Source organism: Cesiribacter sp. SM1 (genome assembly GCF_020178975.1).
Classification (GTDB): Bacteria; Bacteroidota; Bacteroidia; order Cytophagales; family Cyclobacteriaceae; genus Cesiribacter.
In genome coordinates this window covers 155276-176607 of the sequence record NZ_JAHXBU010000047.1, presented here as the reverse complement: position 1 = coordinate 176607, position 21332 = coordinate 155276, and the positions used below count along the sequence as shown (strand labels likewise).

Sequence of the window (21332 nt, the reverse complement as noted above, 5' to 3'; positions counted from 1 at the left end):
TATGTCCGACGTAGTAATACAGGTTGAAGATTTGTCGAAGTTCTACCGGCTTGGCACCATTGGCACCGGTTCCTTAAGGCAGGATCTGCAGCGCTTCTGGACCACCAAAATCCGCGGAAAGGAAGATCCGTTTTTTACCCTGGGAGAGGGCGAAGATGCTGACCACAACTCCAAGTATTTATGGGCCCTGAAGGATATAAACTTCGAAGTAAAGCAGGGCGAGGTATGGGGCATTGTAGGCCATAATGGTGCAGGCAAATCTACCCTGCTAAAAATACTTTCGCGCATTGTACGGCCTACCCAGGGCGTAGTAAGGGGCAAAGGGAAGATCAGCAGCCTGCTTGAGGTAGGCACCGGCTTTCACCAGGAGCTCACCGGGCGCGAGAACATCTACATCAGCGGCTACATTCTGGGGATGAAAAAAGATGAGATCCGCAGCAAGTTTGATGAAATTGTTGCCTTCTCCGGCATCGACAACTTTATAGACACACCGGTAAAGCGTTACTCCTCGGGCATGTATGTACGCCTGGCCTTTGCCGTGGCAGCCCACCTGGAGCCCGACATCCTGATTGTGGATGAAGTACTGGCCGTAGGCGATGCAGAGTTTCAGAAAAAGTGCCTGGGCAAAATGCGTGATGTATCCCGCACCGAGGGCAGAACCATTATCTTTGTAAGCCACAACGTGCATGCAGTAAACAACCTGTGCAACAAAGCTATTTTACTGCAAAGAGGCAGGCTGCAGGAAATGGGCGATGTGCAGTATGTAGTACATAAATATGCCAGCAGCACCAGGTCTAACAACCTGCGACAGGTATGGGATAACCAGCAGGATGCCCCCGGCAACAGCATGGTTCGCATCAAGCACATAGAGCTTATTCCGCAACTGAAAGGCGATAACAAGCTTCTTGATATCCGTACCCCCTTTAGCATACGCTTCGAGTTCTGGAATAACCTGGATAATGCAAACCTGATCACGGGCCTTCACTTATTCACTCCTTCCGGCGACCTGATCTTCGATCTTGTCTCCAACTCAACTGTCTGCGATAAAGGAATTGTTGCAGGCGAGTGCCACATACCAGGTAATTTCCTGAACGATGGCACTTATTATTTCTCCCTCATCATTATAAAAGACGTTTCCGATATTCTTTTCTATCATGAAGAATGTATTACGTTTGATGTAGAGGATTACCGGGAAGAGCATCAGCCTTTCTGGAAATGGGAGGGCTTTGTACGGCCTAAGTTTCCTTTCAAAATAGAACAACCCAGTAAAATAGCACTTGCAGAAAAAAGCAGGTAGCCCCATGGCGTTTCCACCCTATCACATACATCATCTTTACCTGAACCAGCAACAGGCAATGCCCTCTCTTAGCCCGGCAGAAGAGGGTCACTACCTTGTGTTCTGGTGGGAGGAGCTGCCGCTAGGCCATGTTTTTATAGAACCGGGCCAGAAAATTAGCGAAAAGGAATACTACAAAAAGCTGGCTGCAGCCATAGCCCCTGCCGTAGAACAGTATGCAAAAAAAAGGGGTATGGAAGCCGCAGCCAAACGCTGGAGCCTGGCACTGCAAAAAGGAGATGTTGCAGGGAGCACAGCGCTGCTAAGCGTTATTTTAAATCCGGAGCTCCTGCAGGGTCAGCCGGCAGAAGTACCTGTATCTGTGATCATCTGCACCCGCAACAGGGCCAGTTCTTTAAACCATTGCCTGGAGTCGCTGCACCGCATGGCGTACAGGCCGCAGGAAATTATTGTGGTAGACAATGCCCCTGCCGATGCCAGTACAGAAAATATAGTAAAAAAACATCAGGGGGTTATTTACTGCATGGAGCCTACCCCTGGCCTGTCATTTGCCAGGAATACCGGCATCAAAAAGGCAAAAGCCCCCTTTATTGCCTTTACCGACGATGATGTAAGCGTACACCCGCACTGGGTATACCGGGTGTGGCAGGGCTTTGAACAAACAGGTGCTGCTGCCTTTACCGGCCTGGTAATTGCCAACGAGCTGGATACGGAAGCACAGCTGATCTTTGAAAAACACTGGAGCTTTAACCGCGGCTATGTAGATAAGCTTTATAACGAGCAGTATTTTAATGATACCCTGGCCATTGGTCCGCCCGTGTGGGAAATAGGGGCAGGTGCCAACGCCGCATTTCAAAAAGCCATATTTGAAAAAATTGGTTATTTTGATGAACGCCTGGGTGCCGGCGCCTCCGGCTGCAGCGAAGATTCGGAACTCTGGTACCGGATTCTGGCAAAAGGATACAGCATTTGCTACACGCCCCGTGCAGTGGTATACCATGGGCACCGCAACAGCCTGGAGGCCCTGCACCGGCAGCTGTTCAGTTATATGAAGGGATTTACAGCAGCTGCGCTGATTCAGCAGGAGCAATACCCGCAGGCCCGCTATAAAAAGCATTTATTCCGGGCGCTGCCTAAGTACTACTTTTTCCTGATCCTGCGGGGGTTTCCAAACTACCGTTTCCGCCATAAAACCCTTTGGTCTGAAATCAGGGGTGTTTGCAGCGGCCTGTTATTTTACCTGAAGAACCGCCGGAAGCCCTCTTTTTCTAAAAACACTGCGCAATGATTGAAAGTAATAAGCCCACTCCTCCCCTGGCTTCCGTGATCATTACCTGCTATAATCACGGCAGGTACCTGGCCAATGCCATCGAAAGTGTTTTACAGCAGTCGTATCCTGCTGTAGAAGTGGTGGTGGTGGATGATGGCTCTAAGGACAACACCAGGGCAGTGGCAGAATCTTATCCGCAGGTTGTTTACGTATACCAGCAAAACCAGGGCCTATCAGCCGCCAGAAATACCGGTGTGCAGCATTGTAAAGGAGAGTATGTGGTGTTTCTGGATGCCGACGACTGGCTGTATCCAAATGCCCTGGAGCTAAATTATAACTACCTGCAGCAGCACCCCAAGGCCGCCTTTGCCTCTACCGCCCACAACAAGGTGTATGAAAAAGAGAACATCATCCGGGAGGATTATACAGAAGTGCTCTCAAACCATTACTATGTGATGCTGCATGGCAACTACATTGGCATGCATGCAACAGTAATGTACCGCAGCTGGGTGTTTAAGGAGTTTCTGTACGACACCAGCCTCAGGGCCTGTGAAGACTATGATTTTTACCTAAGAGTAGCCAGAAAATACCCGATTATACACCACAGTGCCAATACGGCTGCCTACCGCCAGCATTCCACCAATATGTCGGGCAATGATCCGTTGATGCTTAGCACAGTACTGGAGGTGCTGGAAAAGCAGAAAAAGGATTTACAAACACTGGAAGAACATCAGGCCTACAAACGGGGCATCAGGATCTATAAAAAATATTACTGTGGTGAATTGTATGATAAGCTGATCCGGAGAAGCATTAAGCCTACGCCGGCAGCCATTCAGATGCTTGCTGTTCACCAGCCAAAAATGTTAGTTAGCTACGTATTAACCGGCAATAACTCCTTGACAAAGAAATTCATCAAAAAGAACATTGCTCCTTTTGCGTTAAAGGGGCTGAAAAAAGCGGGTCTTAGCACCTTTGCGCTAAGATCACTGCATAAGGCAGGCCTGCATAAATACTTTAAACCTGGCATAGGCAAGGTAGATGCAGGAGACCTGGCACGACTCACCCCTCTGGATGTGAGCTTTGGCTACGAAAGAGGTGGCCCGATTGACCGCTATTATATTGAAAACTTTATGGAGCGGGAATCTGCCAGCATCAGGGGCCGTGTACTTGATATTGGCGATAACGCCTACACCCTCCAGTATGGCGGTAGTAAGGTTACCAAGAGCGATATACTCCATGTTGAAGAAGGAAACCCGGATGCAACCTTCATAGGAGACTTAAGCAATGCACCCCACATTCCGGATAACCTGTTCGATTGTATTGTGCTTGCCCAGACCCTGCACCTTATTTACGACTTTGAAGGAGCAGTAAAAACCTGCTATCGCTTACTGAAACCGGGGGGCACCCTGCTGCTTACTGTGCCGGGCATTACACCAATAGACCACGGCGAGTGGAAAAAAACCTGGCTATGGTCTTTTACCGAACTTGCCATGCGCAAGATGTTCGAAAAATGCTTTCCCTCCCGGCAGGTGGAGTTTCATACCTATGGCAACGTATGGGTGGCTACAGCATTTATTCAGGGCATGGGCCTGCCAGAGGTAAAAAAGGAGCAGCTGGATTATGAAGACCCTCACTATCCGGTTATTATCACGGTGAAAGCCACTAAGCCAAATTTGGGATAAGCAATGAAAAAGTGGCTGTGGAAGCTAAAGAAAAGATTAACGCATCAGGCGGTGGTACTGATGTACCACCGCATTGGTACCACAGACACCGACCCCTGGGAGCTGGCAGTAAGTCCCCAGAACTTTGAGCAGCAGTTGCAGCTGCTAGCCCGTATGGGCATTACCACCTCTGCCAACAGCCTGGTAAGGCAAATGGAACAAAAGAAGCTGCCCAGAAGAAGTGTGGTGGTTACTTTTGATGATGGTTATGCCGACAATTTTACAACAGCCCTGCCCCTGCTGCAGAAATGGCAGATACCTGCTACCATATTTGTAACTACCCAGAACATAGGCCGCCAAAAAGAGTTCTGGTGGGATGAGCTGGAGCGCATTGTGGTGCAAACGCCAGTGCTTCCCCAACAGCTTAGCATGCCGGTTGGGGAGCGCCCGTTTTCTTTTAACCTGAAGGAGGAAACCAGTTTAACAGCCGCACTTCAGCAAAAGCACAGGGCGTGGGTAGCCACGTCAGATGCCCCCACCCTGCGCACGCAATTGTACCTGCGGCTGTGGGAACAGCTAAGCCCTTTAACTGATCCCGAACAACAGCAGGCGCTGACCGATCTGCGTAGCTGGGCAGGCATTGCGGAAGAGGCCCGGCCAGCCTATTGCTGCATGAGTACCGATCAGCTTAAGGCACTGGCTACGGCAGAAGGTATTACCATAGGGGGGCACACCATCACCCACCCGGCCCTGGGCCATCACCCGCTGGAGCAGCAGCAGCAGGAGATTTTGGGAGGCAAAAAGCTGCTGGAAGAAGTAACCCCCTACCCCATCACGCTATTTGCATATCCTTCAGGCAATTACAACGATCATTCTATCCAGGCCCTCAAACAGTCTGGCTTTAAAGCTGCTTTCACTACTGAGCACGCTCCTGTTTCAAAAAAAACAGAGCCGTTTCTGATAAGCAGGTATCAGGTAAATAACTGGTCAGCAGAGCAGTTTGAAAAGTACCTGACTTACTGGTTCAGACAATAGTAGCTTATGACCCGGTTAACGAACCCGAAAATATCAATTATAACCTGCTTTCTGAACACAGAACGCTACCTGGCAGAAGCCGTAGAGAGCGTGCTGGCGCAGGAATATACCAATTGGGAGCTGTTGCTGATCGACGACGGCTCTACCGATAACAGCACTGAGCTGGCAAAGAAATTTGCAGCCCAATATCCCGGAAAAATAGTTTACCTGGAGCATGAGGGGCACATCAACCGTGGTTCAAGCGCCTCCCGCAATGCAGGTATAGAAAAAGCATCAGGAGAATTAATTGCCTTTCTGGATGCCGATGACGTATGGCGGCCACAGCTGCTCTCACACCTGCTGGCTTTGCTGCAGGAGCATAGGGTAGCCATGGTGTGCGAAGCCACTTTGTACTGGTACAGCTGGAACCAGGATAAAAAAGACTGGCTGGTCCAAATTGGCACCAGCCAGGATCAGACGTTTCTGCCGCCCCGCCTCATGACTGAGCTGTACCCGCTGCGCAACCGGCACGCTCCCTGTATTTGCGGCATTCTGATAAAGAAAGACATTCTCCAGAAGTGGGGGAGCTGGGATGAATCCTTTACCGGCATGTACGACGACCAGGCATTCCTCACCAAGATTTACCTGCACGAAAAGGTCTATATCTCTTCCAGCTGCAATAACCTCTATCGCCAGCACCCCGACTCTATGGTTAAAACCTCCTGGAGAACAAATTTTAAAGATGTAAGGCTGCAATACCTGGAATGGCTGGAGCAGTACCTGCAGCAGGAGAATATAAACCACCCGGAAATAAACAGGCTTTTAGCGGATGCCCTGATGCCTTACCGCAGACCCATGCTTTATTTTTTTAAGCAAAGGCTGCCGCAGGAGGGTAAAAACATATTAAGTAAAATCAAGCGAAAAGCTCGTGCAAAAGCCAAAGCTATCGGTATTAATGCCCGTGCATAATGCCGAAAGGTTTCTTACAGAGGCCATCGACAGTGTGCTGCAGCAAACCTTCACAGACTTTGAATTTATCATTATCGACGACGGCTCTACCGATGGCAGTGCTGCTATTATTAATTCCTATACAGACCCGCGTATTCGCTTCTACCAGAATGAAACTAACCTTAGCATAAGCCCCACCCTGAACAAAGGCATAGCACTGGCCAGTACCGGTTTGATTGCCCGCATGGATGCTGACGATATCTGCCATCCGGAGCGGCTGCAGAAGCAGTATGGCTATCTGGCGGCCAATCCGGATTGTGCCATGGTAACATGCCGGGCCAGGGTAATTACAGAAGAGGGGCAGTTTGTGGAGCAGGATGATTTTAAAAGCGAATACTACTACTACAACTCCATATTCGAATCCTGGATTTACCACCCCACGGTAGTCTACCGCAAAGAAGCGGTGGAGCAGTGTGGTGGCTATACAGTTCCGTATTCAGAAGATTTTGAGCTGTTCTCGAAGCTCTACAAGCGCTTTAAAATCCATACCCTGCCCGAAACCCTGCTCGACTACCGCGTAAATACCCAAAGCCTGCACCAGGTACAAAAGAAAAAGGAGTACGAGCAGGCACACCTAGAGCAGATTCTGCAGAACCTGAAATATTATGCAGGCAGCGACTTTACCATACCGGCTGCATACATAGAATGCTACCGGCACAACTTTACCCCGCTGTTGGCAAAAGGAAGTGTTGATGGTATTGTTGATTGCCTCAGGGTACTGCACTTTCTCACGGAGAGAATACAAGAAACCCCCAACCCTAACCGCGAGCCCGCTGCCATTGTACAGGCTGCTTTCTATAAGCGCAGCTTTATCCTTTCCTATTTTCTGCAACACCTGCCACTATTAAAAGCTTTACAGCTAACAGCCAAAACCAATGCATGGGCGCTGGCCAAAAAAGTGTTAAAAAGCCGGGTAAAAAGAGGGATTAGCTAGCTAAGCAAAAATCTTTCTGCACCTGCCAGGTTCTTTCAGACCACTTGAGGTACCTACATCATCATTTATCATGATATAGAGGAGATTGTATCATTTTCGCAATCTACAAATATGATAATGACCTCTTTTGTATCGGTGGATCTCAGGTATACTGGAAACTATCTCCGTTTTACAATGCTGTATCTCCTCCAGAAGAAACAATAGTTGGTTTTGGCACAAAATCTTCTAATCGCGCTGCGGCTACTGGCAGGTTTACTAAGTAACGTGAATTATGGGTTTAGCATCAGCGTCAATTGCTCCTTAATCGTCATTCCCGCGCAGGCGGAGATCTGTCAGATAAAACAGGAATGGTGATTCTACCTGTAAAAGCAGACAGATCTCCCTTTTCAGGGGAATGACGGCTTGTATTTGAGCTTATGAGATGATAACATTCAGATTAGCAGCAACTAAACCCTTAACGCGCGTTATGTAGAAATGAGATACTGCTAAAAAAGCAGGTTTCCCCAATTACCCTCATGAATGTGAATATTCCGTATGTGTAGATAACATAGATATTTCCTTTAGATTGAATGATCTACTACCATAATTAAATCATGCGCAACTACTTACATTTTCCAACTTTCAAAAGATATGTATTTACAGCTTTCTTGATTTTATTAGTTGTGCCTGCATTTTCACAAGATGGAGAACAGAAGGTGAAACGCCTACATTTAACTGTCGGAGCTATGTTAAGAAGCCCTGAGCTCATAGATCATAGTATGACTTCCGTCTATTCATATGCAGTTGTAGCTCAGATCAAAGCCGGAGGGAACCTGGGAATTATGTATAAGCTAAGGCCAGAACTTTCGATAGGTTACAATGCTAACCTTCGTTATGGCCTTGTTTATTATAAAGATGGTTACCTTACCAGACCAGTGAAAGAATTCATCACAGACCATAGCATCATGGCTTCCTATAGAATATCAGATGCAGATTCAAAATTTGGCCTTTCTTTAGGATTGGGACATACCTGGTTGTTCACCAATAAAAGCTACACGGTGCAATCCGTTAATGGTTTTTCATTTCCACATAATCTTGACTATGGGACATTTGATGTTGTTACATCCTTCTCATATAATAATTTTCATGCTGAACATAAACTGATGTTTAATTACGATCAAAAATATCCTCTTGATGTAGGGGAGAAAGATCTTAGGATGTGGCTGAATTTAAGAGTTTACTACGCTTTTGGAGTTTTTTAGTATTATCCTTAAGTCACCAATGCCGCTAAAAATTAAACAGCTCCAGTTGATAGCGAACTGGAGCTGTTTCGTTATTCTCGAAAATTTATCACCAATGATGCTTAAAGCTTTCAATTCTTTATCAGCCCCTTCTTTAAGACTTTAGCATACTTAAACATAGACTAATTTCTTCTCATCCCCTAAACTACTGTACCAAAGACTCTACAAGGTTGGATTGATCATTTGTTCAGCATTGAAAAGAAAATACTGGCAGCAGGCGAGCTATTAAAAACATTCTCTGAGGCAGAAAAGGAAGCTATTATTTCTACTAAAAGTTGCTCTGCTTTTCTAAGCCAAATTAAAAACAATCAAGAGGCAAAGCTTCTTCTAATATGTACCCTTTACCATAAAAGGTACTGATCTGGTAAGCTTGTTTAAGGGCAGCAACTGCTGGAACAAGCTATGGGAAAGCAAACAAACTGGTGTTTTAAGCAATGAGCAGTGATGATGGAATCTGTTGGTCCGAAAATATCAGTAATTACCTGCTTTCTGGATGCTGAACGTTACCTCGCTGAAGCCGTAGAGAGTGTTCTGGCGCAGGAATACACCAGTTGGGAGCTGCTGCTGATAGACGATGGCTCAACCGACAACAGCACAAAGCTGGCAAAGAAATATGCTACCCAATATCCCGGAAAAATAATTTACCTGGAACATAAGAACCATATTAACCGTGGTTTAAGCGCCTCGCGTAATGTTGGTATTGCAAATGCCTCTGGTGAACTGGTTGCCTTTCTGGATGCCGATGATGTTTGGCTGCCGAAGCTGCTATCTCAGCTGCTGGCTTTGCTGCAGGAGCACAAAGTAGCCATGGTTTGCGAGGCTACCGAGTACTGGTACAGCTGGAACGGGCAACAGGAAGACTGGGTAGGGCAGATTGGAGTGAGGCAGGATGAAGTTTTTCTTCCTCCCCGCCTGATGTCAGAACTGTACCCTCTTACAACAGCTTCGGCACCATGCATGTGTGGCATACTGGTAAAAAAAGACCTGCTGGTAAAATGGGAGGGCTTTGAAGAAGCCTTTACCGGAATGTACGAAGACCAGGTTTTTCTCTCTAAGTTTTACCTGCATGAGCCGGTGTATGTAGCTTCCAGCTGCAACAACCGCTACCGGCAGCACCCCGACTCTATGGTTGAAAAGTCATGGAAAACAGATTACCATCAGGTACGGCTGCGCTACCTGGAGTGGCTGGAGCGTTACCTACAGCAACAGAACCTGCATTACCCACAGGTAAACAGACTGTTGCAGAAAGCACTGAAGCCATACCGCAGGCCAATGCTTCACTACATAGCCGACAGGCTGCCAAAACAGGGAAAAGATCTCTTAAACAGAATCAGAAGAAAGCTGGGTACTTAGATAAGCGTGGCGGGTATACTCCTGCGCAAAGGCAAGCAGGATCCGATAGATAGCCATACCGTTCACAGTATAAAAATTATAGATAAACCTGCCATTCCTTCAGCCAGCCCTGCAATTTTAACCTTCGGCGGGTGTGGCATGATCTTCATATCAAGAACGTCTGCAACAAAAATTCTTAAATTTCGATTAAAAAGGATACCATCTTTAAATGTGGCAACATAGGTTTTGTTTATTTTTATTATATTTAGGTAAAATTTACCTTTTAAAGGAAATTTTTAGATGCTCCTGCAGCATCCTGCGCTATTTAAGTGAAATTGTGTGAATCGTATCCTCCTGAATCCTCCGATTATTCAACCGGTACCGCAATCGGTGCACAGGCCCCTGTGGTCAGTCATGATCCCTGTGTACAATTGCAGCCAGTTTTTGCAGGAAACACTGCAGGCTGTCCTGGAGCAGGATTTAGGAGAAGCGCAGATGCAGATTGAGGTGGTAGATGATGCCAGCACAGATGCAGATGTAAAGGCACTCGTAGAGCAGATTGGTAAAGGCAGGGTTGCTTACTTCAGGCAGGAACAAAACCTGGGCAGCCTTAAAAACTTCGAAACCTGTTTAAACCGCTCCCGCGGGCACCTGGTGCACCTGCTCCATGGCGACGACAGGGTAAGACCAGGCTATTACCAGAAGATGGAGGAGCTCTTCCAGCGCTTTCCCCAGGCTGGTGCAGCCTTTTGCCACTTTCACTATATTACCGAAACAAGCACATACCTGCCTTACAAGTATCAGACAGAAGCAGAAAGGGATTGTGTGCTGGATAACTGGCTGGTACGCCTGGGACAGAAGCAGCGCATCCAGTATTGTGCTATTTCTGTTAAACGGGATGTTTACGAAAAGCTGGGAGGCTTTTATGGTGTTACCTACGGTGAGGACTGGGAAATGTGGATGCGCATTGCTAAAGACTACCCCATGGCCTATACCCCACAAGTGCTGGCAGATTACAGGATGCATCAGCTTTCTATCTCCGGTCAGGCATTTGCTAGTGCAAAAAATATGCAGGACCTGCAGTGGGTAATCAATACAATACAGCAATATTTGCCTGAAACGGCACGCTCAGGCGTTCGCAAACAGGCCCTTAAATTCTATGCACATTATGCCCTTAGGGTAGCCAACCGGCTGTGGCACTCCTCTTACAATAGACAGAGCGTTAGGGCACAGATCAGGGAAGCACTGCGCATGCACCAGGATTTCGGCATGTACTGGCAGATCCTGAAGTTATACACCAAAATGATGCTTAATTATCCGTGAAAGCAGGTATATCCATAGTAATCTGTACTTACAACGGCTCCGCCAGGTTGCCCAAAACCCTGCGTCACATCGCTGAACAGCAGGTAAGGAGCAATGTTAACTGGGAGCTGGTTCTGGTAGACAATGCCTCTACCGATAATACTGCTGCGCTGGCTAAAGAGGAATGGAGTAAGTACAACTGCCAGGCTCATTTTAAGGTGGTGCATCAGCCTGTGCCAGGCCTCAGCTATGCCCGCGAAATGGGATTCAGAACAGCACAGTACGACTACATTATTATGTGCGATGATGACAACTGGCTAAAGCAGGATTACGTGGAGATTGCCTTTGATGTAATGCAGCAACACCCCAACTGTGCTGTATTGGGAGGCATGGGTATATTCGTATACGAAACTACCCCTCCTTCCTGGCTGGCAGCCTATTCATTATATGCAGGCGGACCCCAGGCGCCAACATCAGGAAAAGTGGCCACAAACAGGCTGTATGGTGCAGGCAGCATCTTAAGAAAATCTGCCTATTACGCTGTGTATAAGGCTGGCTTTCGCTCTATTTTAGCCGATAGGATGGCAGCTCAGCTTACCTCCGGCGGCGACCATGAGCTTTGCTATGGATTGGCACTGGCAGGCTATGAAATCAGGTACGACGAACGCCTGCAGTTTGAACATTTTATTACCACCGACCGCCTGAACTGGCAGTACTACCAGCGTTATATCAGGGAAAGCGCCGGCTGCTTTGAGGTGCTCGAGCCATACAAGATCCTGCTAGAAACAAACAGCCCCAGCCGCATTACCTTTTACAGGAAGCTAAGCCGAAGCTTTTTTTACCATGTAAAGAAATATGTACCTCTTTGGTGGCGCTACCAGTTCATCAATAAAAAGTCTGAAGAGGGCAAGATTACCAAGGTGCAGTGTATCATTCTTAAAACAAGAATAAAATCTTTTTTCACGGGTTTCAAGGCCCTGCAGGAGAATTTTAATCATGTGGTGGCACTTCGAAAAAAGCTTCGCAAGGAAGGTCCGGTAAAAAAAAAGACTAATACTTTTGTAGCTGCGTAAGCCGGAGGGGAAAACAACCACCAATACTGTTTATGCCTTTGCACCTGCAGTCCACACAGGCATTACGCTTAAAGCCTTATAAAGCGTAAAGCCAATTCAGGATAAGCCAAACCAAAACGTTTTCTGGCCCGGGCAAGGAGCATGAAGGCAGTCTATTTGCCTCGCAACCACCTGAATATCAGCATGTTTAACCCCGGCAAGCTGCTACTGTAAACTCCTGCAGAATATCTGACGAAAATCACTCCGGGAGCTGACCCCACTCATGGCAATACAGCTGGAAGAGTAATATCTTGATTGTAATAAATCTTCCCTGTCATGAAAACGCTGAAAAAAATACTGGTCCCTGTAGATTTTACATCCCATTCCGATAACGCCTTACGTTATGCCGTATCGCTCGTCAGGCACTTACCCGGGGCAAAGCTTTTCATTTTACACACCTACCATCTGCCTGCCGCAGTTACCGGTGCCAGTGCTATGGCACTGGCTCCCTACTATGAGGAAGAACTACGCGAAACTACAGAACTGAAGTTTGCAGAGCTCGAGCAAAGGCTGCTGCAACAATGTGCTGCACCTTACCAGTTTTTTTGTGAGTATGGACCGGCGGTGCCGGATATCTGCGAAGTATCTGAAAAGAACAACGTTGACCTGATCATCATGCCTGCTCACCCCTGCAGTGCCCTGGAAGAATACATTGGCAATGTTACCACTGCCACTATCCGCAACAGCGAGGTGCCGGTGTTGGTGGTGCCACCTGCCTGCTCTTTTGCCCTGCCAGATGCTGTGGTTTTTGCCACCGACTGCAAAGACATGCCACAGGAAAAAGCCGCAGAACAACTAAAGCCCTGGTTAACACAATTTAAACCCCGTTTACACCTGCTGCATACAGGCAAAGATTTAAATCATTTACCTAAAGAAAAGGCGCTGAATCTACTGGCTCTGGAGAATTTATTCAGCTCCTTTACCCCTATTCTGAAGGTGGAAGAGGCAGATGACCCAGAGGTGGGCATTATTAATTATGTAAAGGAAAAGCAGGCTACCCTGCTGTGCATTTTGCCCCGGAAACATGGCCCCCTGTACCACCTGCTAAACAAGAGTGTTACGCACAGGCTGGCTTTCCACACCCCTGTTCCCATGCTGGTGCTTAAGGAGTTTTGATTAGGGTGCTACCTCTGGCTAAAAGGCTGCGGCTAGAGCTGTTTACAACGCACCCATGATTTTGGAGTAGCATGCTGCTGAATATTTTGGCTAACCCTGGTACATCAATACTGTTTTGGCTTAGTTATTGTATCTGGTATCAATGGGGTTTAGGTTAGAAGGCCTGGTTACAATAGTAGCCGGGCTTTCGCTTTTTACAGCCGGCAAAAGCGGTGCTTATCAATAAATGAGCCCCCGCGATGCTAAGAAAGAAACTCTTTGCTAAGCAGGATACACTTCCCTCTCCTCCTCTATCAAATGTTTACCTGCAGCACACAGCGTTCGCCTTCCAGCTTTATAACTTCTTCCTGGAGATTGAAGGCCTGCTTGGCTTTCTGCATCAGCTCACGGCTCTGAAAATAAATTCTGCGGCGCTCCCTGGCTTCAATAAAGCGGCGTACATCATTCTGAGTCTCCAGTATAAGCGGGGGCACCTGGAACGGACGGCCCTCTTCGTCTTTGGCTACCATGGTAAAATAGCTGGTATTGGTATGTTTAACGAAGCGCTCCTTTACGTTTTCTGCAGTAACCCTTATGCCCACCACCATGCTGCTTTTGCCCACATAGTTCATCGAGGCGTTCAGAGAAATGAGCTCTCCCACCTCTACCGGCTGCATAAAATCGACATTATCTACCGATACGGTTACACAATAAGCCCCACTGTGTTTACTGGCGCAGGCGTAAGCAACCTTATCCATCAGGCTAAGCAAAATACCTCCATGAATTTTGCCACCAAAATTGGCATAGGAAGGTATCATCAGTTCTGTAAGGGTAGTACGGCTGGCGCTAACAGGCCTGGCATCTAGTGATTGTTGCATGCTAATTGACGTAAAAAATTAAAAACAGCATTCCTACACTCCGGCAAGTACACCATTCACCTGTAGGGCGTGGAATAACAAGCCAAAAAATAGTAATGCTAAAGATAAGGCATAGCAGCAATTTCATTTCTGATTATTCACTTTATATACAGTTTGAATAATCAGAAATGAAACAATGCAATTAACAGATGTGCAAGAGAACAATCATGCGCCAAGCTGCTGTATTCTTGATTTATCACTGAGCCACCAGAATCGTACGGCAAGAAGAATGGCAGCAACGGTAAGACCCGTAAGCAGCCCCCACCACACGCCTACAATACCCAGATCAAAGGTAAAACCAAGCAGGTACCCAAGCGGCAGTGCCAGTATCCAGTAGGCAAAGAGGGTAATCCAGGTAGGAACGCGCACATCTTCCATACCCCTGAGAGCACCTAAGCCCACCACCTGCAAACCGTCTGATAATTGGAAGAAAGCGGCAATCACGAGCAAGCCGGCTGCAATATCAATAACATTGGTATTATCGATGTACAGGGTAGGCAAAAGGTGGCGGCCAAACAGGAACAGCAGCGCAAAAAGGGTTTGCAGTACCAGCACGAGCACTGCAGATGTAACGGCTGCGGTGCGCAAACCAGCCACATCCTTTCGCCCCAGCAGGTTGCCCACCTGCACGGTTGCTGCGGCACTAATACCAGAGGCAATCATATAGCTCATGGAGGCCAGGTTGATGGCAATCTGGTGGGCTGCCTGGGCTGTATCGCTGATCCAGCCAGCCATGATAACGGCTCCGCTAAAAGCACCTACCTCGAAAGTAAACTGCAGCCCCATGGGAATACCAAGCTTTATCAGCTTCACCGACATTTTCTTCTTGAAACGCGAAAAGTGAAAATAGTCCCTGTAACGCTCAAACAAGGGGCTTTTATAGCAATACCAGGCCATGCCAATTGCCATCAGTATCCTGGAGAGCAGGGTAGCCCAGCCGGCACCAGCCAATCCCAAGGCCGGGAAACCCCAGTTGCCGTATATAAGCAGCCAGTTAAAGAATACGTTTACACCATTTGCCAGCAGGGTAATGTACATGGCCTGCCGGGTATAGCCCAGGCCTTCTGCAAACTGCTTGAAAGCCTGGAATGCCATGAGCGGAATAAGAGAACCGGCAGCAATGGCCAGATAGGCACCTACAATGTCTACCACTGCAGGAGGCTGTTCCATATCATCCAGAAAGGGCAGCAGCAACACAATAAGGCCGGCCAATGCCGCGCCAGCCAGTACATTTATGAGCAGGCTGTGCTGTAGCAGGTTAGCAATCCGGCGCCGGTTGCCCCTGCCATCTGCAGCAGCTACCAGGGGCGTAAGCCCGTAGCTTAGGCCCAGGCCAAACATCATGGGCAGTACTACAATGCTGTTTGCCAGGGAAACCGCTGCCAGCGGCACTTTACCCAGCTGCCCCACCATCATACTATCGGCGGTACCTACCAGCACGTGGCCCAGGTAGCTGAGCATTACCGGTAAAGCTATTTGCAGGATACGCCGTGCCTGCCATTTCCAGGAGGTTGAAGCGTGAGCGGTGGTGGATGTCATTTGATTAAATACCCTTCATACGGGCTACTTTTAAAAGCCCTGCAACGGAAATGCTATCCGTTATTTTTCCTTCCATCACCCATGCTACCGCTTCTTTCAGCGACAGTTTTTTTACTACAAGCTGCTCGGTCTCTTCAGGCTCTTCTTCGCCAGGGGTAAGCTCCTCTGCCAGGTACACATAGCCGGTTTCGTCGGTAACCGAGTTGGAGGTATGAATGCGCATGATATTGGTCCAGCGGGCAGCGGTGTAGCCGGTTTCTTCTTTCAGCTCCCGTTTGGCCGATTCCAGAATATCAGATTCCTTCGGGCCTCCGCCCATGGGTATTTCCCAGCTCCATTCATTCAGCGAATAACGGTACTGTCCCACCAGCCAGGTATTATTATCTTCATCTAAGGGAATAATACCGAGCGCCCAGTTCCTGAAGCTTACCACACCATAAATACCCGGATTACCGGATGGGTTTAGCACCTGGTCTTCGCGCACGCGTATCCAGGGGTTTTCATAAACAGGCCTGCTGTTGGTGGTTGTCCAGGGATTATGGTTAGGGTCGTATGTTTTTTCAAAATTCATGGCCGCAAAATTAAGAGGAATCTTCTACCTTTCGGCATAAAACGAGCTGATTGGTACAGGCATTTTTTCATTATAGCATGCACTTCCTGGTGCCCGGGCTGCTGGCCTGGACTTTTTTCAGGCCCATGTGGCTCCGGGCCTGGTTCCTGATGGTGCTTACCATGCTGGTAGATCTTGACCACCTGCTTAGCACACCTGTTTTCGACCCGGAGCGCTGCAGCATAGGTTTTCACCCCCTGCATACCCTGCCGGCAATCATAGGCTATGTAGTGCTGCTGCTCCTGCCTTACAAATCTATACGCATAGTTGCACTTGGCCTGCTCTTTCACATGCTCACCGACTTTATCGACTGCATCTGGATGCTAAAGAACTGTCCAGCCTGCTGCGATAAATCCGCCATAAGCTGGGTGTGCAGCTATTTATAAAAGCGCATATAACTGATTTACCAGCTGCTGCCAGTTAGCAGTATATCTTTATTTTACCCGTAGTGAGCAATTACAGCAGGTGCACTTTAATGGATATTTCACTGCAGGCATGGATCATCATAGTGATCATCAGCAGGATTACACCCTCAAGGATTCTAATCCTAAATTATGATATGGTGGTAACGTCCTCCACACTAACAAGCCTGTCCAGGCGTATGAGTTGTCCTTTTTCCATCAGTATATAGTTATTGCCCTGCCATGAAAACAGATCTACAATAACAGAATTTACTTTAACAGAACTACCGTCGTTTTGCCTGTAAACAATGCTACAGGACTTCTCCTGACTGGACCAGTTTTGCAGGTTATCAAAAAAATCACTTTTAACAGGAGTGTTTACAATTCTCATAAAAAACAGTTTCTAAAGGCTAAAAAATGGGTTGCCGTTAACATAACGGGGATTTCTATTACGTAGAATTTGCGCAAAGGTTGAGCTTTGAAAAAAAACTTCTCCAACTGAGAACCGTTTGATAATCAGAGACGTAAAAGCAATCGTTCCGGTACCAAAAGCCTTTTGAAGGCTTGTAAACAAGGTGCTGGTGAACCTAATTTTTTTAAGATTATGAAAAAGCTAAGCATAATGATTTTTATGGCCGCAACCATGCTGGCCGCCTGTAGTGATGGAGAACGAACCCAACCAGAATCTGGTGATCCGGGCTACATCAGTACTAATGGAGAAGGTGTAGACAATGATGAGATGATAATAGACCGCACCTCTAATGCCACAACAGCCGATACTGCAACAGCAGAAGACCAGCCTATGGCCGAAGGCGAAGCAGAGGCAGAAGCCAGAGCCCAACGGGTGATGGGCGAAGAGCAGAAGCGCCTTGCTTACTGGACCCTGGATGAGGAGAGCATTACTGCCGATGAAGCATCACTGACCAGCAACCTGGAGGAAATGGAGAAAAAGTGGTACCGCATTGAAGCAGACCTTAAAAATGTAGAAACCGGTACCTATAATCCTGCCGGACAGCTAAGCAGAGAGGGCCAGAAAGAGGTAAAAGAAGCCAGGGCAAAAGTAGCTGAGGCCAAAAGAACTGTGCAGACCGCACAGCAGAGAAGTGATGCCGGCAGACACGAAGATGCCGCTGAAAAGCTAAAAGCCGCTAATGAGAAACTGGCAGATGCCCGTGAAGATTATATGGAAGCACTGCAAAAAGAAACTGGTGTAACAATGGCAGTAGAAATGGAAAGAGAGTAAAACCTGCTTTTTAGCACACCAGAAAATTTATAAACATTGAAAAAGAAGCAGTCGGTAGCAGCTCATGCTATGCAGACTGCTTCTCTTTTTTACCCCTGATCAGTTGTTGAAGGGTTATTTAACATGAAAATCAGTTTTTTTCTACCACTTCGCCACTGCAGCAGCCAGTAGCAGGTTTGTGTTTAAGGGCGATCTGCCTATTTTTAGGAGATTATGCTACGTCAATACTATCAAACCTTAGTGCCGGAGGCCGGCTGTGATGAAGCCGGCAGGGGCTGCCTGGCCGGACCGGTGGTTGCAGCAGCCGTGGTACTGCCGCATACTTTTTATCACCCCCTTTTAAACGACTCCAAACAATTAAATCCGCAACAGCGGCAGGAGCTGGCCCCTATCATCAAAAAGGAAGCCCTGGCCTGGGCTGTAGCCAGCTGCAGTCCTGCCGAAATAGACCAGCATAACATTCTGCAGGCGAGCCTGCTGGCCATGCACCGGGCAGTTGCCCAGCTGCAACTTACACCCCGACTGCTGCTTATCGATGGTAATCGCTTCAGGCCCTATCCATGTATTGAGCATGTGTGTATTGTAAAAGGCGATAGCCTCTATGCCTCTATTGCAGCAGCTTCTGTGCTGGCCAAAACCCATCGGGATGCACTCATGGAGGCCCTTTCTGAAGAGCACCCGCAGTATGGCTGGGCACGCAACATGGGCTACCCCACCCCTGAACATAAAAAAGCCCTGCTGGAATGGGGGCCAACCCCACTGCACCGAAAGAGCTTTAAAGGAGTGAAGGAGTACAAGAGTGAAAAGGTATAGTTAACCAGCCGGCATTTTTCAGTTATATACCTGCCGGTTTGGTTGTTTCGTTATATTTAGGCGCAAATTGATAATTTTCATTTTCAATACTAATGATTAACCAAATAGAGAAAAGCTTAACAGGCCTGCTTTTACTGCTGATGATGGTATCAGCGGCAGCTTATGCACAGCAGAAAAAATCACCATCATTGGAGGACCTCTTTGAGCGTAATGTTTTTAGCCAGCAAAGCGTACGAGGCATTAACTGGATGAAAGACGGCCGCTACTACACCTCCCTGCGCCCAAACCCGCAGACCAACACCCAGGATGTGGTAAAATATGATATTACTACCGGCGAACCGGTAGCCACACTGGTAGATGGCAGCAAGCTTGCCGCCAGCGGCCAGAATGGCACCTTCCGCTTTTCTGATTACAGCCTTAGCGCCGATGAAACCAAGGCACTGCTTGCTACCGAAGAGGAAGGCATTTACCGCCACTCTACCAAGGCTTACTATTACATTTACGACCTTACCACCGGTGACCTGAAGCCCCTGGCAAGCGGCGATAAGCAAATGTATGCTACCTTCTCACCTGATGGCAGCAAAGTAGCCTATGTACGCAACAACAACCTTTATTACAAAGAGCTTTCCGATATGCAGGAGGTGGCTGTTACCACCGATGGCCGCTTTAACGAAATTATCTACGGCGGTGCCGATTGGGTATACGAAGAGGAGTTTTCTTTTGCGAAAGGCTTTTTCTGGTCGCCCGACAGCCGCAAAATAGCTTTTTACCGCTTCGACGAAAGCCAAGTGCCTGAGTACAACATGCAGCTCTGGACAGATGTGCGCCAGGGCCAGCTCTACCCCCAGGATTATAAGTTCAAATACCCAAAGGCGGGTGAAAAGAACTCAGAAGTAAACATACTGGTGTACAACCTGCCCGACAAAAAAACTGTGCAGGTACAGACCGGTGAGGAGAAAGACATTTACCTGCCCCGCATTTACTGGACTGCCAACCCCGATCTGCTGGCCTTTATTCGCATGAACCGCCTGCAAAACCAGCTGGAGCTGCTTCATGCCGATGCTGCTACTGGCAATGCTACGGTAATCATTTCAGAAAAAGCAGCTACCTACGTAGACCTGGGCTATAACGATAATCTGAAGTACCTGAAGGACGGCAAAGGTTTTGTGCGCACCAGTGAGCAGGATGGCTACAAGCATATATACCACCACAAAATGAATGGTGAGCTGATCCGGCAGATTACCACCGGCAACTGGGAAGTAACAGACCTGGTAGGTGTTGATGAGAAAAAGAAGCTGGTATATTTTATTTCTTCTGAAGATTCTCCCCTGGAGCGCCAGTTCTACAGCATCAGCCTTAAGGGCAAAAATAAAACCAAGCTAAGCAATGAGGCCGGCGTGGTAGACATCAGCATGAGCCCCGACTTTAGCTATTATATCCAGTACCATTCTTCTGCAACAGAACCACTTACTGTATCGCTGCACCGTGCACCACAGGGCGAACTGGTTAAGATTCTGGAAGATAATGAACGCCTGCGCCAGCGCCTTAACGCCATTAACCTGAATACCAAGGAGTTCTTTAACTTCCAGACAGAAGAAGGCACCCAACTGAATGGCTACATGATACGCCCCTCCAATTTCGATGCCACCAAACAGTACCCCGTGCTGATGTATGTGTATGGCGGTCCGGGAAGCCAGACTGTTTTAAATAACTTCAGCACCCTTCGCGAAGCATGGCACAGCTATATGGCCGACCAGGGTTACCTGGTAGTCTCGGTAGACAACCGCGGAACCGGCGCCCGCGGCAGAGACTTTAAGCACCTTACCTATGGCCAGATGGGTAAGCTGGAGGTAGAAGACCAGATAGCAGCAGCCAAATACCTGGCTACCCTGCCTTATGTAGATGATAGCCGCATTGGCATCTGGGGTTGGAGTTATGGTGGCTATATGTCGTCGCTGGCAACTTTCATTGGTAACGATGTATTTAAAACAGGCATAGCAGTTGCCCCTGTTACAAACTGGCGCTTCTATGACACCATTTATACCGAACGTTATTTAAAAACCCCGCAGGAGAATCCTGAAGGCTACGATGCCTACTCTCCGATCACACATGCCGATAAGTTAAAAGGGAACTTTCTGCTGATTCATGGTACCGGCGACGACAATGTGCATTTTCAGAATGCAGTTGCCCTGCAGGATGTGCTTATAGAGTCAGGCAAGCAGTTCCAGTCGTTTTACTATCCTAACAGGGCACACAGCATCAGGGGAGGCAACACCAGCCTACATTTATTTCAGATGATGACTGACTATGTGAAAAACAATCTTTAACAGGGCCAGCCCATTCTGTTGTAAAAGCTATCCTTAGGGATAGCTTTTTTTGTTTAAACACTGACAAAACATCCCCATTCCTTACATACACCAACAGGGGAGCCTCCTTAGATAATTTTTACATCACACGATATAAATGCAAAATATTTTGCATATCAGCGGTTACCTTTTTATTAA

General features: G+C 47.7%; 19 protein-coding genes. 15 read left to right on the top strand and 4 right to left on the bottom strand.

What is annotated here, in order from left to right:
- The first annotated feature begins 1 nt into the window (after nt 1).
- From KWJ01_RS12190 to KWJ01_RS12140, 11 genes are all read left to right on the top strand, one after another.
- Nucleotides 2–1297, top strand: coding sequence for an ABC transporter ATP-binding protein (locus tag KWJ01_RS12190; RefSeq protein WP_224996726.1), 1296 nt, complete (start codon nt 2–4; stop codon nt 1295–1297).
- 4 nt (nt 1298–1301) lie between these two features.
- On the top strand, nt 1302–2585 hold the full coding sequence (locus tag KWJ01_RS12185) for a glycosyltransferase family 2 protein (protein WP_224996725.1): 1284 nt from the start codon (nt 1302–1304) through the stop codon (nt 2583–2585).
- Complete coding sequence (locus tag KWJ01_RS12180) at nt 2582–4249, top strand: glycosyltransferase (protein WP_224996724.1); 1668 nt, start codon at nt 2582–2584, stop codon at nt 4247–4249. The genes KWJ01_RS12185 and KWJ01_RS12180 overlap by 4 nt, the downstream gene beginning before the upstream one ends.
- Before the next feature lie 3 nt (nt 4250–4252).
- Nucleotides 4253–5263 (top strand): polysaccharide deacetylase family protein, encoded by a 1011-nt coding sequence (locus tag KWJ01_RS12175; protein WP_224996723.1) that lies wholly within the window; start codon nt 4253–4255, stop codon nt 5261–5263.
- 6 nt (nt 5264–5269) lie between these two features.
- Nucleotides 5270–6211: a glycosyltransferase family 2 protein gene (locus KWJ01_RS12170; protein WP_224996722.1), complete on the top strand. Its 942-nt coding sequence runs from the start codon at nt 5270–5272 to the stop codon at nt 6209–6211.
- Complete coding sequence (locus KWJ01_RS12165) at nt 6171–7184, top strand: glycosyltransferase (protein ID WP_224996721.1); 1014 nt, start codon at nt 6171–6173, stop codon at nt 7182–7184. Before KWJ01_RS12170 ends, KWJ01_RS12165 begins: the two co-directional genes overlap by 41 nt.
- A gap of 593 nt (nt 7185–7777) precedes the next feature.
- Nucleotides 7778–8425, top strand: coding sequence for a hypothetical protein (locus KWJ01_RS12160; RefSeq protein WP_224996720.1), 648 nt, complete (start codon nt 7778–7780; stop codon nt 8423–8425).
- 483 nt (nt 8426–8908) lie between these two features.
- Entirely contained in the window at nt 8909–9817 is a 909-nt protein-coding gene (locus tag KWJ01_RS12155) for a glycosyltransferase family 2 protein (protein ID WP_224996719.1), read from the top strand.
- Nucleotides 9818–10135: 318 nt separating this feature from the next.
- Nucleotides 10136–11119 (top strand): glycosyltransferase, encoded by a 984-nt coding sequence (locus tag KWJ01_RS12150; protein WP_224996718.1) that lies wholly within the window; start codon nt 10136–10138, stop codon nt 11117–11119.
- On the top strand, nt 11116–12171 hold the full coding sequence (locus tag KWJ01_RS12145; protein ID WP_224996717.1) for a glycosyltransferase: 1056 nt from the start codon (nt 11116–11118) through the stop codon (nt 12169–12171). The genes KWJ01_RS12150 and KWJ01_RS12145 overlap by 4 nt, the downstream gene beginning before the upstream one ends.
- 315 nt (nt 12172–12486) lie before the next feature.
- On the top strand, nt 12487–13326 hold the full coding sequence (locus tag KWJ01_RS12140; protein WP_224996716.1) for a universal stress protein: 840 nt from the start codon (nt 12487–12489) through the stop codon (nt 13324–13326).
- 293 nt (nt 13327–13619) lie between these two features.
- On the opposite strand, the gene KWJ01_RS12135 is transcribed toward KWJ01_RS12140, so the two are convergent.
- From KWJ01_RS12135 to KWJ01_RS12125, 3 genes are all read right to left on the bottom strand, one after another.
- Nucleotides 13620–14183 carry an acyl-CoA thioesterase gene (locus KWJ01_RS12135; protein WP_224996715.1) on the bottom strand — a complete coding sequence of 188 codons (564 nt, stop codon included), beginning with the start codon at nt 14181–14183 and terminating at the stop codon, nt 13620–13622.
- 204 nt (nt 14184–14387) lie between these two features.
- Nucleotides 14388–15761: an MATE family efflux transporter gene (locus KWJ01_RS12130; protein WP_224996714.1), complete on the bottom strand. Its 1374-nt coding sequence runs from the start codon at nt 15759–15761 to the stop codon at nt 14388–14390.
- 4 nt (nt 15762–15765) lie between these two features.
- Nucleotides 15766–16332, bottom strand: coding sequence for an NUDIX hydrolase (locus tag KWJ01_RS12125; protein WP_224996713.1), 567 nt, complete (start codon nt 16330–16332; stop codon nt 15766–15768).
- Between the two features lie 50 nt (nt 16333–16382).
- Here KWJ01_RS12125 and KWJ01_RS12120 point away from each other — a divergent pair, with 50 nt between their 5' ends.
- Nucleotides 16383–16757, top strand: a complete 375-nt coding sequence (locus KWJ01_RS12120; protein WP_224996712.1) for a DUF6122 family protein — start codon at nt 16383–16385, stop codon at nt 16755–16757.
- A 166-nt stretch (nt 16758–16923) separates the two neighbouring features.
- Here KWJ01_RS12120 and KWJ01_RS12115 read toward each other — a convergent pair whose 3' ends face one another.
- Nucleotides 16924–17163, bottom strand: coding sequence for a hypothetical protein (locus KWJ01_RS12115; protein ID WP_224996711.1), 240 nt, complete (start codon nt 17161–17163; stop codon nt 16924–16926).
- Between the two features lie 213 nt (nt 17164–17376).
- Here KWJ01_RS12115 and KWJ01_RS12110 point away from each other — a divergent pair, with 213 nt between their 5' ends.
- The 3 genes from KWJ01_RS12110 to KWJ01_RS12100 all read left to right on the top strand — a co-directional run bounded on the left by KWJ01_RS12110 (nt 17377) and on the right by KWJ01_RS12100 (nt 21155).
- A complete protein-coding gene (locus KWJ01_RS12110; RefSeq protein ID WP_224996710.1) occupies nt 17377–18015 on the top strand; it encodes a hypothetical protein in 639 nt (212 codons plus the stop codon).
- Nucleotides 18016–18228: 213 nt separating this feature from the next.
- Nucleotides 18229–18828: a ribonuclease HII gene (locus KWJ01_RS12105; RefSeq protein WP_224996709.1), complete on the top strand. Its 600-nt coding sequence runs from the start codon at nt 18229–18231 to the stop codon at nt 18826–18828.
- Nucleotides 18829–18920: 92 nt separating this feature from the next.
- Entirely contained in the window at nt 18921–21155 is a 2235-nt protein-coding gene (locus tag KWJ01_RS12100; RefSeq protein ID WP_224996708.1) for a S9 family peptidase, read from the top strand.
- Nucleotides 21156–21332 lie beyond the last annotated feature (177 nt).